Consider the following 15,108-nt stretch of genomic DNA (forward strand, 5'->3'; position numbering starts at 1 on the left):
AAGTAATTAACGATAATTGAAGGAGGGGTGAGTTGCTACCTCTTCTTGATCATACGATAGCAACAGGCGGCGGTATCCTTAGGGGTGCCGCCGCTTTTTTGTTTTAACCTAAGGGCAAATTCATGAATTTGCCTTGTTCATGAATTTGCCTTGTTCATGCCATTAACGACCCCCTCATCACCACCAAACGAGCGCGCAGGCCTTTAGGCCGGAGCGCGGGGCGCGGAGCGACCTAGGACGAGGGATGGAAGCGGTTCCGCTCTTTAGGGTCGGGTTTAAAACCCGCCCCTAAAGAGCGGAAAGAGCGAACAGCCTGGTGCCGAGGAACGATGGCACGGCCCCAAGTATTAATCTTTTTGAACACTCTATTGTTAATAGAAAAAAACAACCAATGAAAACCAAAGAACAGTGGAATACCCTAAGTAAGGAAGAAGAATATGTGATTGCTCACAAAGGTACAGAACGGCCTTTTACGGGGGAGTACAATGATTTTAAAGTGGATGGTATTTTTGTGTGTCGCCGTTGCGAAGCTCCGCTTTATGACGCGAATGACAAATTTGACTCCGGTTGCGGGTGGCCCAGTTTTGATGATGAACTGCCGAATACCGTCCGCAGGGTTCGTGATGCAGATGGCCGTCGGGTAGAGATCGTTTGTGATAATTGTGGCGGCCATTTGGGGCATGTCTTTGAGGGAGAGCGACTCACTGCAAAAAACACCCGCCATTGTGTCAATTCACTTTCTATCAAATTTGTAAAGCGGGAGGATGTCGAACAAGGGTAATATTAAGAAGATATACCTGGGCAGTGGCTGCTTTTGGAGTAAAGAGTACCACCTGGCCCAACTCATTGGTGTAGTGGCCACCCAGGTGGGATTCATGGGTGGCCACTTACCTGCACCTACGTATAAAAAAGTGTGCACCAAGACAACTGGCCATGCCGAAGTCGTAGCTGTCACCTATGACGAGCAACAATTAAAGACCTCCGAGCTATTGCGGGCATTTTTTTCTATCCATGACCCTGGCATTGACCGTCGTGGTAAAGGTGGACAATACCGATCGGTGATTTTCTACACCAGGCCCGAACAAATGGAGGCTGCTCAATCATGGCATGTTGAGCTGGAACAACTAGGACACAAAGTATATACTGAATTAAAGGAAGCTTCTATCTTTTGGCCTGCGGATGAACGCCACCAACAATACTGCAATACGCGCGGACTAACCCCCAAACCAGTCAAGGGGCTTGTTGAAAACACTGCTATTGTCCATAAAAAGACAATGCTAGCGTAGATTAAGTGCAGTAACTTACAAATTCGCTGATTTACGAGCGATGCTCACCAATTAGTTACTATCTTTCCTCGAAGAAACTAAATTAATGCTTTTATCGATGAAACGTAGTATACTATTTCTACTGCTTGGTGTATTTTCCTTCACTGCTGGATGGTCGCAAACAGACCCTGGCATGTGGACGAACCGCCAGGTATCCCAATTAGACTTGGCCGCTGGAGCGACAACGCAAACTTTCGCCACCAACTATCGCTTGGTAGAACTTGCATCTGATGCTTTAGCTAGCCGTTTACTTGCCACAGACAAAAGTGTGCGTCAGGTAACCTTGCCTACGCCTGATGGCAAAACCCTTGCCATGCCCATCAAACCAGTATCCGTAATGGCACCTGGGTTGGCGGCACGCTACCCGGGCATTCAGACTTACGAGGTTTTGCCTACGCTTGCAGAAGGTATTCTTGGCGGACGAGTAGGATGGACCTACCAAGGTTTGCACGCTACTATCCGTACCACGGAAGGCACCATCTACATTGACCCTTATGCTTTGAATGATGATCGCTACTACGTAAGCTATTTCGTAGAAGAGAACCTGAATACCGAGCTATGGAGCGGATTTGAGTGTAATGCCAGCGGTGAAACTGGCTTGAACATTGAAGAAATCTATGCTTCTCCGGAAGTGATTACTCAACAGGATAAGACAACTGCAGGTGGGCCCAGTATTGTACAACGTAGATACCGCTTGGCGATGGCTTGTACCGGAGAGTTTAGCAACTTTCATGGTGGCACTGTCGAGACCTCCATGGCAGCAATCGTCACAATTATCAACCGGGTAAACGAAGTTTTTGGTCGTGACATGGCGATCCAGCTCGAATTGATTGAGAACAATGATCAGTTGATCTTCTTGGATCCATCTACGGACCCTTATGAGAATCAAACTGACGAGATGCTCAATGATAACCCAGGCGTACTCGATGGCATTATAGGTAATGCAGCTTACGACATTGGCCACGTTATCAGCACAGGACCTAGCAGTGGCCAGGGTGTTGCACAACTACAGGGTGTTTGTCGGTCTTCGGGTAAGGGTCGCGCAACTTCTACCCGGAGTAGCCCACAGGGTGATCCATTTGTGATCAATATCCTGTGTCACGAAATGGGCCACCAGTTTGGCGCAACCCACGTACAAAGTGGTTGCCAAAACGTAAGTGTAGGTACTGCTGTTGAACCAGGTGGTGGTACGACAATCATGGGATACGCAGGTATCTGTCCGTCTGGCTATAACATTGCCAACACTTCTAGTGACTACTACAACCAGACCTCGCTACAGCAAATTTTTGCTTATACCCGTGACGACGACGGTAATGCTTGTGCTACACCGATCGCAGAAGGGAATACGATCCCTGAAGTAACGGTAGATTATGAGAATGGCTTCTTCATTCCTATCAGCACGCCTTTCGAATTAACGGCTAGTGCAACAGATATGGAAAACGATGACCTGACCTATTGTTGGGAACAACGTAATACTAACTTGAGCTACCCTTACGATGAAGAAGCGGGCGATTACGGACCTTTTCCTGGCTCGCCAGTAGGAGACTCTCCCCTATTTCGTTCTTTTTCGCCAACAAGTTCTCCAACAAGGGTATTTCCGCTATTGACAAAGATTATCAACAATACTAGTGACAATACAGAGGTGCTCCCTACTTACAGCCGTAATATGACCTTTCGCTGTGCGGTACGTGACAACCACCCTACTAGCGGCGGTGTGGCTTGGGCAGGTGTTGCCTTTCGGGCAGCTGTAGAAGCAGGTCCATTCCTGGTGACTTCGCCAAACACTAGCGGCGACCAATGGAATGTAGGCGACTACACCGAAGTAACATGGGATGTGGCCAATACCGATGGAGACATTGTAAATTGCCAACGCGTAAATATTCGCTTGTCTATAGATGGTGGTTTAACTTACCCCATCACTTTATTGGCTGATACGCCTAATGATGGCAGTGCCTTTGTAACGGTGCCTAATGCTGTATCTAGTGATGCGAGAGTAAGAATAGATGCTGCGGATAATATCTTTTTTGATATCTCCAACCAAGATTTCAGCATCGAACCAGCAGTAGAAGCAGGTTACACGCTCGACTATGGTCCTTTGTACCAAGAGATTTGTGTACCTGAAAGTACCGCAGATATTGAGTTCGTTACCGCATCGATCTTGGATTATGACAGTACTATTACGCTGGATATCACTTCTACTTTACCTGAAGACGTGGTTGCCAACTTCACTGCTACTGAGCTCCAACCTGGCGAAGGCACTAGTCTTACGCTAGACTTTAGCAATAGTACTTTTGATGGTCCGCTTACGGTAGAAGTCCGAGCTGTAACGACAGATGAAGATACGACTTACCGTGTTTTCAATGTGGAGGTATACAACAATGACTTCAGTGCATTGGAGCTGTTAACCCCTGCTGAAGGAGCCTCTGGCGTAGTGTTAAGTGCTGATTTTTCTTGGACGGATTTACCGAATGCCCAGTTCTATGATTTTGAACTGGCTACCAGCCCACAGTTCGGTGATGATATCATTGATGAAGCGCTAAGATTGGAGACAACGGAATATACCCCTACGATTCTCTTTGAAGAGAATACCTTGTTCTTCTGGCGTATTCGTCCTATCAACGAGTGTGGCGGTGGACCATGGTCATCGCCTTATACCTTTCATACAGAAAATGCTACTTGCGAAGGTCAAACATCAACTGACACTCCTTTAAACATCCCTGGCCAGGGGCCGCTACCGACGATAACTTCCACAATCAATGTTGACTTCCAAGGAACAATTAGCGATATCAACATTCCGATTCTTAATGTTCGCTACCAGCCTATTCAAAACTTCCAGATTATACTGCGTAGCCCACAGCTAACAGAAGTATTGCTTTATGATGGTGAGTGTTTCTCTACAGACCGAGTAAATGTAGGTTTTGATGATGATGCTCCACAGACTATCCAATGTCCTCCTACAAGTCAGTCAAGTTATATACCTACAGAAGCTTTAGCCGCCTTTATTGGTGAAGAGAGCCAAGGAGAATGGAAGCTAATCGTAAAAATTACAGAAACAGGATTTGGTTCTCCAGGCTCTGTTGATGAATGGGCCATTGAGTTCTGTGCATCCTCTTCTCCTGATGCTCCTATCGTTGTTCGCAACGAAGAATTCTGTGTAAAGCCTAACGAAAGTGGCAATATTACCGGCGTTTTCTTAGCTGTTGAGGATGATTCTCAAAACGCCTTTGAACTGGAATATATGGTCGTATCAGAACCTACAGCTGGCGAACTTTACTTCCTTGATCAGCAGCTGTTCGTAGGAGACATCTTCCGTCAGTCATCACTGGATGCAGGTAATGTTTACTACGCTAACACCGACAACTCGGTAACAGAAGACAACTTCACTTTTGTAGTGCAAGATGGCACCGGTGGATTCTTGCCTGTAACCAGCTTCACTATCGACATCCTTGATGCTTGTGTAACGAGTAACGAAAACATTGCCGCTGCAGAAGCTTTCCGCTTGTATCCCAACCCGACCAAAGGTCAGGTGGTACTACAGTGGAGTGAAGCAACAACGCAGGATTATCGCCTGCGGGTGTACAACCTGCAAGCTCAGTTGTTACAGCAAGCACAAGTAGCTAACGGTACGCTACAGCACAACTTGGACCTGAGTACTTTACCTGCGGGTATTTACCTTATCCAGATTGGCCAGCACGTAGAACGCGTGGTGGTAGAATAAGTACTGGGTACTGGGTACTGGGTACTGGGTACTGGGTACTGGGTACTGGGTACTGGGTACTGGGTACTGGNGTACTGGGTACTGGGTACTGGGTACTGGGTACTGGGTACTGGGTACTGGGTACTGGGTACTGGGTACTGGAAAATAAAAAGGAGGCTGATCAAATGCTTGATCAGCCTCCTTTTTATTTATAGACTTTACTACTGGCCGTAGTTACCTGTAATTATTTCCCCAAAAGCGCTTTCCAGTTGACCTTCTCGCCGGTGATGATATTCTCATTACCAAAGCTGAGGCTCGCCAGATACAGGGCTAAGATGCCATATACAAAACTTGCCGCCGCAACAATAGCCAACATACTGGTATCGAAGTTCCCTTTCAGGATAGCTACAATTGAAAGTGCTACATTGAATACAGGAATTAATGCTGTTTGCATATTGAGTTCGACTCCCGGCATTATGGCCATCATAGCAGGAATAAGCACCACCATCATCAGTGGGCTGACGTAGCTTTGTGCCTCTTTATAAGAGTTTGCCAACAGCACAACTGCAAGCGACAAGGCTCCTAAAAACAGGGTGGTCAGAAGTACGAGGATAACTAGCCAAACCCATGCTTCCGGTGCCAAATTCATGGCCATACCAGCAGACTCCTCTTCCAATAGATAGGCTTGAATATTCATGGCTACTACCAAACTCAATATATTCATGGTAGCGCTTACGATTCCCACGGCAGCGACCGCAAGAAACTTGCCCGCTACGATCTCTTTCGTAGAAGCAGTGGTCGTAAACAAGGTCTGAAGCGTTCGACGTTCTTTTTCTCCGGCTGTGATATCAATAGCTATATAAATACAACCAATGAAAATGAATAGTAAGATCATCATGGGTAAAAATGCGACCATCATTCGGTCTCCACTTTCCTCCGGCGATAAATCTACACTATCGATAGACAGTGGGTTAGCAAATTCAGGACTCAACTCCTTGCTGGCTAATCGTTCGTTTAGTAATTGATCTCCTAAACCGGTCAACTGGGTCCGTAATATTCGTTCCCGCATGTTCAACACGTCCTGCGATTGATCCGCATAAATGACAATTTCAGCCGATTGTCCATTATTGAGGCGCTCCTGATAATCATCGGGTAGTTGGATACCCATGGTTCGTTTCTGTCCTTCTAGGTCGGCTTCCGTAAAAGCTTTCATTTCTACTTTCAGGCTCGGGTCCTCGGCCAGTATCTCTGGCAAGGGTGTATCTGTAGCATTAGGAGAAACCCAAACGGCAATTTCCTGCTGCATAAGTTTCTCTTGCTGGCTAGCCCCTACCCCACCAATGAGCGTAAAAAGGACCGGGTACAAGAAAAAAGGAAGTAAAATAATCAAGTAGAGCATTCGCTTGTCGCGAAGAACCTCTTTGATTTCTTTTGAAAATATTGTAGCGATAATATGACTTCTCATTCTATTATTTATTTGACGTAGTATTGCGCAGAAAACAGATTAAGATTTTTTTCAAATTTTCCAAATAGCTAACACACTTGAATTGAACCGTTTAGTTATCTATTGTGGAAAATAAAATCGCAATCTATTTTCGTGCTGTTCCAGAAGTATTGCGCAGAAAAACAGATTAAAGGCTAGAGGTAGCCATTTTATCTTCTTTCACCAATTCAAAGAATGCTTGCGGTAAAGTATCTTGCCCTGTTTGCTTTTTGATTCCAGCAACATCTCCCAGGTAAACAAGGTCTCCCTCATGAATAATGCCGATACGATCACACAGGCGCTCGACCTCTGTAAGATTGTGGGTAGAAAAGATGAGTGCTTTTCCTTCTTCCCGGGCCATCTTCTTGATAAACTGAAGAATAAATTCCGAAGCCATAATATCCAAACCAGTGGTAGGTTCATCCAATACCACAATTTTGGGATCATGCACCAAGGTGCGGGCAATGGAAACGCGTTGCTTCTGTCCCGTCGACAGTTTTTCGCAATGACGATCGACAAAAGGGGTGATCCCGAAAGCCTCGATAAGACGGTCTACCCGAGCATTTAATTCTGCCTTTGGCGTTTCGTAAAGTTTACCGAAATACATCAGTAATTCTCTTGGATTCAAGCGTCGGTAAAGGTCCATATCGCCGGTAAGAAAACCCAGTGAACGACGAGCAGCCATTTGCTCCTTTTGCATAGAATGGCTATTCATAATGGCCTCTCCGCCGGAGGGAGTCAATAATCCAGACAACATCCTTAGTGTTGTGGTCTTTCCTGCTCCATTGGGGCCTAGCAGGCCAAAAATCTCTCCTGCCTCTACTTGGAAGGAAACATTATTTACCGCGCGAAAATCACCAAAATCCTTGATTAAGCCCCGCGCTTCGATTAGAGTACTCATGTAAATGTGTTGGTTTTGTCTATTAGTCATCACTCGTTGAAATTTATTACAACCAGTGATCATTAATTTCTGATTTTCTAATAATAGGTAAAACAAAGAGCTATCTCTGCGCTATTCGATTAAACAGATTATCTATTCGACCAATTTTAACCCTTCCTTAACGCCAACGACATTGCCTTAAGTAGTACTCCCTGAGTACCTTTACATTAAATAGAAACACCCTACCACATGCTAAGAATCTATACCAACCTTCTCCTTCTTATGGGTATAAGCCTTTTATTCACGGGCTGCTTTACACCCCAAAAGATTGTTCGTATCGTTCCTGAGGCGCAAGAGAATGTCTTCTGGTTCCAGGGACAGCCGATCGCCGAAAAGAAACAAGATAGTGTCATTGTTAGGGCTGCCTTTAGCCATACTGATCGTAAATATTTACTATTTGATATAGAGGTGATTAACGAAAAAGACTTCCCTATTCTAGTAAGCCCCGAAGTCCTTTCTCTTAAGACGCCCAGCGGCTACCCAATGCCCGCGCTTGACCCAGAGGCCATTATACTGTCTATGGAGATGCGAGCATCTCAAAAAGAAGCTAATGCTAAAAACGCTGCTGTTGCAGGAGGGATTGTACTAGTAGGGGCAGCTGTTGTAGCTGCTACAAGCGATAATGACTCGGATAGTGACAATTATTATGACAACGATGCGCTTGATGCCCTCGAATTTGCCGTAGATGTAGCCGTTCCCACAATCGCCTGGGGCTTAAGTTTTCACCAAGATCCTATTCTTACGGAATACCCAGAAGCATTGCCTTCCTCCCAAGAGCTCCCTTTCTGGCAAGAAATCGTATTAAGGCGTACGACCCTACGCCCTGGAGAGAGTATCCGAGGCCTCGTGGCCTTTCCCCGCTTTGACAACACCCAATCACTTGAGCTGACTATTCCGTTGGAGAATGATAACTTCGGGTTTCTTTTCACACAGAAGCTTTATCAACCTTAGTGGGGTAGCAATCGATTACCCCTTAGTCTTTACCTGGTAATACAACTCGTAAGCCAACAGTAGAGATCTCACCTTTTCCACCGGAGTATTCAAGGTCGAATAAGATAAAGCCAGGTGGTTGAACGCCGCTTGGTATTGCCCTTGCTGTTGTAGTAAACGACCGCCAGACCTTAGCAGCATCCCGTAAGCAGGGTCATCAGTTCCTAACTCAATGGTCAGTACTTCCCGTGCTGTTTGAAAATAACGATTGGCTTCATCATAGCGGCCCATCAGATTAAGTGATTGCGCTGCCAGCAAATTGAGGTCAGCATACAATTGAGGGTTCTCGATCAACATTTGCATTCCCTGCTGTACAGCTACCAAGGCATCATCGGGTCGATTATTAGAAAGACTGATCTGTGCTGCTTGCAGGTAGTTTTCCGCAATATCTCCAGAACGCAGTTGCATTCTCAAAGTAAGAGAGCGATCATTTGCCTCTTTAGCCTTCACCAATTCCCCTACTCTTAGGAGGTTATAACTATGAAGCATCCAAGCCCGACCTAAATCATACTTACGCTGGGGATGCTCATCAATATAGGTAAGTAAAAGGCTAGAGGATTGCTGATAATCATGACGATTACTCAGTCGGCGGGCTTCCTGAAGGGCGTCCTGTGCGAACAGACCACTCCCCAGTAAAGTAAAAAGTAAAGTGAACAATAAGGCTTTCATCATGGATGCCACTTATTTATGGCTTTATCAAATACTGTATCCAAAGGTAAACGCTTTTACCGAGAGCAAACTTATACAAAGCAAAAGTTATCAGAAATAATGTTATCAATTCGTCAAAAGAAGGACCGAAAACGCTGAAAAACCTGTTAGCTTTTTCTTAATTCTAATGCCTCCAGTTAAGGTGATCCTAAAGTACCTTTCATCTCTTGTCAACTCCCCAAAAGTCTCCGTAAATTAGGGTAGCAATTATAAAAAAACCTTTACAAACCCCTAAATTAAACCTTTATGAAAGCTCTCCAATTCTTGCTTTTCTTACTCACTCTTAGCTGGTTTAGTTGTAGCCCCAAGTATTACGAAACCGCCGCCTATGAAAACTATGCGGGCGAGCATCAAACCATCGCTGTTTTACCTAGCCAAACCATCACCACCGGTCGCATTCCCGAAGAGATGACAAAGGAAATGATTGAACAAGTCGAAGAAAACGAAAGCCTTGCTTTTCAGATTGCCATTTTCGATGAAGTAGCACAGCGCTCTGGCCGGCGGGATGGTGAAATTCTTATCAATCTACAACACTATACCGAAACCAATGCTAAACTGGAGGAAGCTGGTATTGGCTTTCGCGAAAGCTGGACCATGTCTCCGACCAAGCTGGCCGAAGTGCTTGGCGTGGATGCCGTTGTTCGTACCAGTATCCGTAAAGATATGTTCTTAACAGAGTTGGAATCCTTTGGAGTTAGCATGGCACTTTCAGCCATAAGCCTCCTTGGCGGCGATGCTCTTTGGTTTATCCCAACGAAGACCAGTGATGTATTTCTTTCCGCCTCCGTACTTGATGGAGAAGACGGCATAAGTGTTTGGAATACCGACAAAGTCGTTCAAACGGATTGGAATGATCGGCACGCTGAGATTGTCCGCCATTTGGCACGCGTGATGGCTCGCCGTTTCCCTTACCGTGTATAACAGATAAATTTTGAAGGGCGTTTTGCGGAAAGCAGGTGAACAAAAACCAGCTTTCCGCTTTTTAGTTGTAATAGGCTTACAATTCAAAATAAAACCAACTTATGCACTTCAATGCTTCGGATTTTCCTAAAATGGAAAAATTTTTCCGGCGTAATTTTTTCAACACCCTTCCCGGACCGCGGGGGCTTCACCTCATAGGTACCAAAAGCCATCGCGGAGTGGAAAACTTGGGTCTATTTAGCTCGGTAGTACACATTGGCGCTACTCCACCCCTACTGGGTTTCATCATGCGTCCTTTGACAGTACCTAGGCAAACCTACCATCATATGAAAGCTCAAGGGTTCTTTACACTCAATACTGTAGATGAAACTATCCTTGAAGCTGCTCACCAAAGTTCCGCCAACTACCCTCTAGAGACTTCAGAGTTCAAAGCAGTAGGCTTAACGCCAGAATACAGTGAGCTTGTTCCTGCACCTTATGTACAAGAAAGCAAGGTAAAAATTGGCTTGGAGTTGGTAGAAGAACACCACATCAAGGCCAATGGCACACTGTTCCTAATAGGAAAAATTGTTGAAATAATGCTACCTGATGAGGTAATCGCAGAAAGTGGGCACGTAGCACACCAAGAATTGGGCACGCTGAGCGTAGCAGGTCTCGACACCTATTATAAAACAGAAGAGGTCGGAAAATTGGGATACCCCAGGCCTTAAAAAATTAGGGTAGAACGATAACAGATATCGTTCTACCCTAAAATCATATCCTTATTAATCGCTAATCTTTAATCGCTAGACGACAGGATAGATAACAAGCGTAGGATTTCAATATAGAGCCATACCAGTGTTACCAGTAAACCCATTGCGAAGAACCACTCGTAATAAGCAGGTGCTCCGAATTTCTCGCCTTTATCGAAATTATCAAAATCCAGCAGCAAGTTCATCGAAGCTACGCCGATAATTACCAGGCTAATGCCAATACCCATCATTCCGCCTTCATGTAAAAATGGCAAATTGATGCCAAAGAAAGAAAGGGCAAAATTGACGATGTAAACCAAGAAAATAGCACCCGTAGCCATGATTACTCCGCTACGGAATTTCCCCGTTACTTTAATAATGCCCATTTTGTATACAAAAAGCATCACAAAGAATACCGCCATTGTGAGGGTAACTGCCTGAAAGATAATACCAGGGAAAAATGCTGCTGCGTAAATCATCGATATTGAACCGACGAAAAAACCTTCCAAAGCTGCATAAAGTGGTGCCAGAAAGGTCGACCATTCCGGTTTAAAGCTAGCAGCAAGCACTGTCACCAGTCCTAGAATAGCACCTCCCCACATCAAAACAGGGCTCGCATAAGTAAACCCTATAACAGCAGTGAGTAGCATGATAGCGCCTAAGATTAGTGATTTATTCACTGCTCCGCTGACCGTCATACGATCTCCGCTTACCTTAATAAAGTCTCCATCCAATGTGTTCTGAGCTGCGCGCTGAAGCGTTTTCTCCCGAAACATCGGGTTACTGGAAGACGAAAACATTCCTCTCCTTTTCATAAAAATTGTTATTGTTTTATCCCTGGCATATTTGCCAGAGCGCTTTTCTATTAAAAACTCTAAGAAGTTGTTCGGAACTTATTCTTATTGCGAACCAGTCCAAAATAAACTCTAAAATATAGATACAATCAGAGACCACCAAGAGTTTATAGATAATTAAAACCTTCGACGAAGAAGCGTATCTCCCAGACAAAAACAGGGTCTCCCGAAGGAAGACCCTGTATAACCCCAAAAAACCAAATGAAAACAATCTTCGATAGAATTTGAAAGGGTTGTCGAATCCGCACACTTCTAATCAATTGCTCTAATTCCTGCGGAGAAACCTTTTCGCGCCAAGCTATATTATTTGCTCAACAATACAAATATAGAATAAAAATTAGTTCATAGTTTATTTTCACCCAAAAAAATTTCATATCAAAAAAAGCAACTATATTAACTAAGCTTCATTTATTCATAAAAAAATAGTACTCTCCTTCTGCACCAACCTAGCTTTTTCGCACCCTAGCCCTGCAAGGGCACTATAAAGGTCTGTGATTAAAGTATTGGGTAAATTTTTGAAAAAAGATAAAAATCCGTAACATTGTTCCAACAAAAAATTAAATCTTGGCTAAAGTTAAAACAGTTTTCTTTTGTCGGAATTGCGGAAGTGAGTCTCCTAAATGGGAAGGCCAATGCCGACAGTGCGGAGAATGGAATACACTGGTAGAAGAAAAAATCTCCAAAACCAATGCCAGGGAGGAGCAAACTCAAAGTTGGCGAAAGGAGACTAAGCGTACCGGGCCACGCCCTGTACCTCTTCCTGAAATTAAGGCGGGAGAAATAGAGCGCCTCGTTAGCCCTGATGAAGAACTCAACCGTGTGCTTGGAGGAGGAATCGTACCTGGCTCGCTTGTCCTTTTTGGCGGGCAGCCCGGAATTGGGAAATCAACCCTCTTACTACAACTCGCGCTGGGTGTGAATGCCAAGGTCCTCTACGTAAGTGGTGAGGAGAGTGAACAACAAATAAAGCTGAGAGCCGAGCGGCTGGGAGGCAATATGGAGCACTGCTTCATCCTCACAGAAACCAACACTCAAAAGGTACTCAATCACGCACTGGAATTGCAACCCAAGTTAATTGTTGCGGATTCTATCCAAACTCTTTCTTCTCCTAATGTAGAAAGCATGCCCGGCACCGTGAGCCAAGTCAGAGAATGTGCTGCTGAGCTGCAACGCTTCGCCAAGGAAACCAACATTCCGGTCTTCCTCATTGGGCATATCACCAAAGAAGGAAGTATTGCCGGCCCAAAACTACTAGAGCACATTGTAGATACCGTCCTCCAGTTTGAAGGAGACCGCAACTACTCCTACCGTATTCTGCGGACGCTAAAAAACCGGTTTGGCTCCACCGATGAAATGGGTATTTATGAAATGCAGGCCCAGGGCTTACGGGAAGTTTCCAACCCTTCGGAGTTACTGCTTTCGCAAAAAGATGAAGAACTTTCAGGTAGTTCTATTTCGGCAACAATGGAAGGCTTGCGCCCAATGCTCATTGAAACCCAAGCGCTGGTCAGCACCGCTGTTTATGGAACGCCTCAACGAAGCGCAACTGGTTTTGATTTGCGTCGACTGAGTATGCTATTGGCCGTGCTAGAAAAGCGTGCAGGATTTGCCTTGGGCCAGCAAGATGTCTTCCTTAATATTGCCGGAGGAATTCGGGTTGACGATCCCGCTATTGACCTCAGTATTGTTGCTGCTATTATGTCGAGCTACGAAGATGTTGCTATTCCTACCGATGTTTGTTTTGCAGGAGAAGTAGGTTTATCCGGAGAAATACGGGCGGTTAACAGGATCGAACAACGCATTCAGGAAGCAGACCGCCTTGGATTTAAGGAAATCTTCATTTCCCGTTACAATACCAAGGGTCTGGATACAGAACGCTATAGTATAAAGGTGTATACCATTGGCAAACTGGAGGAGCTATACAAAGCACTCTTCGTATAAGAACATGTTAAAACTAGTTGAATTATAACAGTGGCTTATTGGTCTCGTTTATTAAGAAAACCACATAGTATGAAGACCAAGCTTTCTCTCTTCACTTTGCTCCTGCTTAGTGTCCTCCTTTTCCCAACCTGTAATGATGACGATGAAAACATTGTTCCTCCACCAGATGCTAGTGACTACTTCCCTTTGGAGGTCGGTGCCTTTTGGGTGTATGAATCTTACAATGTAGAAAACGAAGAAGAAGTTGTAACCGGAATGGATACCATGACCGTAATAAACAGCTACCAGGATGGAGAAGATGTTGTTTATGAAATAGAAAAATCAGCCGGTTTTATCTTTAAAAGTATAATTCCAGATAGCTACCGCCTTTCAAATGGCATACTTTATGCGGAAGGAGACGACAATTCCATTCCCACACTAAATGCATCACTAAGCGGAGACCTTATTTACACAGATACGGTGGCTGCCAACCTCGGTTTTATTGATTACATCTTCTATGATGAACTCACAACTGTTGAAACTCCCGCTGGTGTTTTTGATTGTATTAATGTCCAAGGTACCGTAACGGCAACGGATACTGCCGAACCAATACATAATAAGTTAATTAATACTTATTACGCCGAGGGGGTCGGAATCGTCCGATTTAATAATTATTGGTGGAATTCAGCCCAAGAGATTGGCTTTCGGCTGTCAAGCTTCGAGCTTCCTTAATTCCTCTTTCAAAAAAGAAAAATTTCTTATCCCGTATTCTTGGTTTGTAACCAGAATACGGGATTTTATTTTAGACCTTATTAGTGCTCAGAAAACACACTTTGTTTTCGTGCTGTTACTTATTGATTTAGACCTATCTTTACTTTTTATTCTCCGATATTTTCTTGAACAGCTTGATTACCTTTTTACATTTTGAGCAATAATAGTCAAACCCTGTTGATTAACGACCAGAAAATACTACAGTACTTACAATCTAATCGCAGCAACCAGCAAGATGAAGGTTTGCGTGCATTGTATCAACAGTACTACAGTATGATAGAGCAGTTAGTGATTCGAAACAGTGGCGAGCGAGAAGACGCAGCCGATGTTTTTCAAGATGGACTCGTGGCGCTTTTCCACAAGACTCGTCAGAACGAATTTGTGCTCACTGCTAGCTTGAAAACCTTACTCTACGCAATATGCCGTAACCTATGGTTAATGAAATTACGGAAAAAGAAAAGGGAAACACCCCTGACCGAGGTTCACCAAGAAACGGTAAGCTTGGATGCTGGCATTCTCGATATTCTAGAAGATAATGACCGGAATCAGCTCGTTGCGGAAGGATTACGGCAGCTAGGTGGCGATTGCCAAAAAGTTTTGCAGCTCTACTACTTTGAGCGAAGCAGAATGAAAGGAATTGCCGAAACGATGGGCTACTCGGGCGAACAGGTTGCCAAAAACAAAAAATCTCGCTGCCTGCGAAAACTGCGGGAGTGGGTTTTAGCTCAACCGGTGGCTAAGGAAGTTTGGGGGTGAATTGGTTTGATG

13 protein-coding genes are annotated in these 15,108 nt (G+C 44.6%); 9 read left to right on the top strand and 4 right to left on the bottom strand.

Features of this window, described 5'->3' with window-relative positions:
* Nucleotides 1-391 precede the first annotated feature (391 nt).
* From A3EU_RS0107445 to A3EU_RS0107455, 3 genes are all read left to right on the top strand, one after another.
* Nucleotides 392-781, top strand: a complete 390-nt coding sequence (locus A3EU_RS0107445) for a methionine-R-sulfoxide reductase (RefSeq protein ID WP_020535512.1) — start codon at nt 392-394, stop codon at nt 779-781.
* Nucleotides 765-1,286: a peptide-methionine (S)-S-oxide reductase MsrA gene (msrA, locus tag A3EU_RS29715; protein WP_020535513.1), complete on the top strand. Its 522-nt coding sequence runs from the start codon at nt 765-767 to the stop codon at nt 1,284-1,286. The genes A3EU_RS0107445 and msrA overlap by 17 nt, the downstream gene beginning before the upstream one ends.
* Before the next feature lie 97 nt (nt 1,287-1,383).
* On the top strand, nt 1,384-5,043 hold the full coding sequence (locus A3EU_RS0107455; protein ID WP_044085565.1) for a reprolysin-like metallopeptidase: 3,660 nt from the start codon (nt 1,384-1,386) through the stop codon (nt 5,041-5,043).
* Nucleotides 5,044-5,266: 223 nt separating this feature from the next.
* On the opposite strand, the gene A3EU_RS0107460 is transcribed toward A3EU_RS0107455, so the two are convergent.
* Nucleotides 5,267-6,487, bottom strand: coding sequence for an ABC transporter permease (locus A3EU_RS0107460; RefSeq protein ID WP_020535515.1), 1,221 nt, complete (start codon nt 6,485-6,487; stop codon nt 5,267-5,269).
* A 166-nt stretch (nt 6,488-6,653) separates the two neighbouring features.
* Nucleotides 6,654-7,406 (bottom strand): ABC transporter ATP-binding protein, encoded by a 753-nt coding sequence (locus tag A3EU_RS0107465; protein WP_020535516.1) that lies wholly within the window; start codon nt 7,404-7,406, stop codon nt 6,654-6,656.
* A 228-nt stretch (nt 7,407-7,634) separates the two neighbouring features.
* Here A3EU_RS0107465 and A3EU_RS0107470 point away from each other — a divergent pair, with 228 nt between their 5' ends.
* Nucleotides 7,635-8,396 carry a hypothetical protein gene (locus tag A3EU_RS0107470; RefSeq protein ID WP_020535517.1) on the top strand — a complete coding sequence of 254 codons (762 nt, stop codon included), beginning with the start codon at nt 7,635-7,637 and terminating at the stop codon, nt 8,394-8,396.
* Nucleotides 8,397-8,411: 15 nt separating this feature from the next.
* Here A3EU_RS0107470 and A3EU_RS0107475 read toward each other — a convergent pair whose 3' ends face one another.
* On the bottom strand, nt 8,412-9,107 hold the full coding sequence (locus tag A3EU_RS0107475; RefSeq protein WP_020535518.1) for a tetratricopeptide repeat protein: 696 nt from the start codon (nt 9,105-9,107) through the stop codon (nt 8,412-8,414).
* A gap of 282 nt (nt 9,108-9,389) precedes the next feature.
* Between A3EU_RS0107475 and A3EU_RS0107485 the strand changes: the two genes are divergently transcribed.
* Both A3EU_RS0107485 and A3EU_RS0107490 read left to right on the top strand, forming a co-directional pair.
* A complete protein-coding gene (locus A3EU_RS0107485) occupies nt 9,390-10,064 on the top strand; it encodes a hypothetical protein (protein ID WP_020535520.1) in 675 nt (224 codons plus the stop codon).
* Nucleotides 10,065-10,195: 131 nt separating this feature from the next.
* On the top strand, nt 10,196-10,774 hold the full coding sequence (locus tag A3EU_RS0107490) for a flavin reductase family protein (RefSeq protein WP_245569341.1): 579 nt from the start codon (nt 10,196-10,198) through the stop codon (nt 10,772-10,774).
* A gap of 68 nt (nt 10,775-10,842) precedes the next feature.
* On the opposite strand, the gene A3EU_RS0107495 is transcribed toward A3EU_RS0107490, so the two are convergent.
* Nucleotides 10,843-11,610 carry a Bax inhibitor-1/YccA family protein gene (locus A3EU_RS0107495; RefSeq protein WP_211213911.1) on the bottom strand — a complete coding sequence of 256 codons (768 nt, stop codon included), beginning with the start codon at nt 11,608-11,610 and terminating at the stop codon, nt 10,843-10,845.
* A gap of 603 nt (nt 11,611-12,213) precedes the next feature.
* Here A3EU_RS0107495 and radA point away from each other — a divergent pair.
* From radA to A3EU_RS0107510, 3 genes are all read left to right on the top strand, one after another.
* Complete coding sequence (radA, locus tag A3EU_RS0107500) at nt 12,214-13,590, top strand: DNA repair protein RadA (protein WP_020535523.1); 1,377 nt, start codon at nt 12,214-12,216, stop codon at nt 13,588-13,590.
* A gap of 69 nt (nt 13,591-13,659) precedes the next feature.
* Nucleotides 13,660-14,301, top strand: coding sequence for a TapB family protein (locus A3EU_RS0107505; protein WP_020535524.1), 642 nt, complete (start codon nt 13,660-13,662; stop codon nt 14,299-14,301).
* A gap of 192 nt (nt 14,302-14,493) precedes the next feature.
* Entirely contained in the window at nt 14,494-15,096 is a 603-nt protein-coding gene (locus A3EU_RS0107510) for an RNA polymerase sigma factor (protein ID WP_156825692.1), read from the top strand.
* Nucleotides 15,097-15,108: the final 12 nt, after the last annotated feature.

The organism is Lewinella cohaerens DSM 23179 (assembly GCF_000379805.1).
Lineage (GTDB): Bacteria > Bacteroidota > Bacteroidia > Chitinophagales > Saprospiraceae > Lewinella > Lewinella cohaerens.

What these genes read in the sequence shown, in the direction of transcription:
- A3EU_RS0107495 (WP_211213911.1), bottom strand. Translation starts at nt 11,610, where the DNA reads ATGAAAAGGAGAGGAATGTTTTCGTCTTCCAGTAACCCGATGTTTCGG.
- A3EU_RS0107475 (WP_020535518.1), bottom strand. Translation starts at nt 9,107, where the DNA reads ATGATGAAAGCCTTATTGTTCACTTTACTTTTTACTTTACTGGGGAGT.
- A3EU_RS0107455 (WP_044085565.1), top strand. Translation starts at nt 1,384, where the DNA reads ATGAAACGTAGTATACTATTTCTACTGCTTGGTGTATTTTCCTTCACT.
- msrA (WP_020535513.1), top strand. Translation starts at nt 765, where the DNA reads ATGTCGAACAAGGGTAATATTAAGAAGATATACCTGGGCAGTGGCTGC.
- A3EU_RS0107470 (WP_020535517.1), top strand. Translation starts at nt 7,635, where the DNA reads ATGCTAAGAATCTATACCAACCTTCTCCTTCTTATGGGTATAAGCCTT.
- A3EU_RS0107490 (WP_245569341.1), top strand. Translation starts at nt 10,196, where the DNA reads ATGGAAAAATTTTTCCGGCGTAATTTTTTCAACACCCTTCCCGGACCG.
- A3EU_RS0107445 (WP_020535512.1), top strand. Translation starts at nt 392, where the DNA reads ATGAAAACCAAAGAACAGTGGAATACCCTAAGTAAGGAAGAAGAATAT.
- A3EU_RS0107485 (WP_020535520.1), top strand. Translation starts at nt 9,390, where the DNA reads ATGAAAGCTCTCCAATTCTTGCTTTTCTTACTCACTCTTAGCTGGTTT.
- A3EU_RS0107505 (WP_020535524.1), top strand. Translation starts at nt 13,660, where the DNA reads ATGAAGACCAAGCTTTCTCTCTTCACTTTGCTCCTGCTTAGTGTCCTC.
- A3EU_RS0107465 (WP_020535516.1), bottom strand. Translation starts at nt 7,406, where the DNA reads ATGAGTACTCTAATCGAAGCGCGGGGCTTAATCAAGGATTTTGGTGAT.
- A3EU_RS0107460 (WP_020535515.1), bottom strand. Translation starts at nt 6,487, where the DNA reads ATGAGAAGTCATATTATCGCTACAATATTTTCAAAAGAAATCAAAGAG.